At 66.2% G+C, this 284-nt stretch carries 1 protein-coding gene; it reads left to right on the forward strand.

The features are described 5' to 3' along the window. On the forward strand, nucleotides 1-284 hold a 284-nt coding region (locus tag K3A85_RS17885), incomplete at both ends, for a penicillin-binding transpeptidase domain-containing protein (RefSeq protein ID WP_263624941.1).

Consider the following 284-nt stretch of genomic DNA (forward strand, 5'->3'; position numbering starts at 1 on the left):
TGTGCCGCAGCCGCGACGCGAACCGCAATCCCTGGGTATCGACGACGCGGTGCTGCAACAGGCGCGGGCCGGGATGGATGCCGTGATGAACAGCGCGCGCGGGACCGCCAGACGCGCCAGGATTCTGCCCGAAGAATGGCGGATGGCTGGAAAGACCGGCACAAGCCAGGTGCGCAACATCACGGCTGCCGAGCGTGCGCGAGGCGTGATCTCGAACGATCAATTGCCGTGGAACCGGCGCGATCACGGTCTGTTCGTCTGCTATGCGCCCTATCAGGCACCGC

The sequence above is a fragment of the Novosphingobium huizhouense genome (genome assembly GCF_020179475.1).
GTDB lineage: Bacteria > Pseudomonadota > Alphaproteobacteria > Sphingomonadales > Sphingomonadaceae > Novosphingobium > Novosphingobium huizhouense.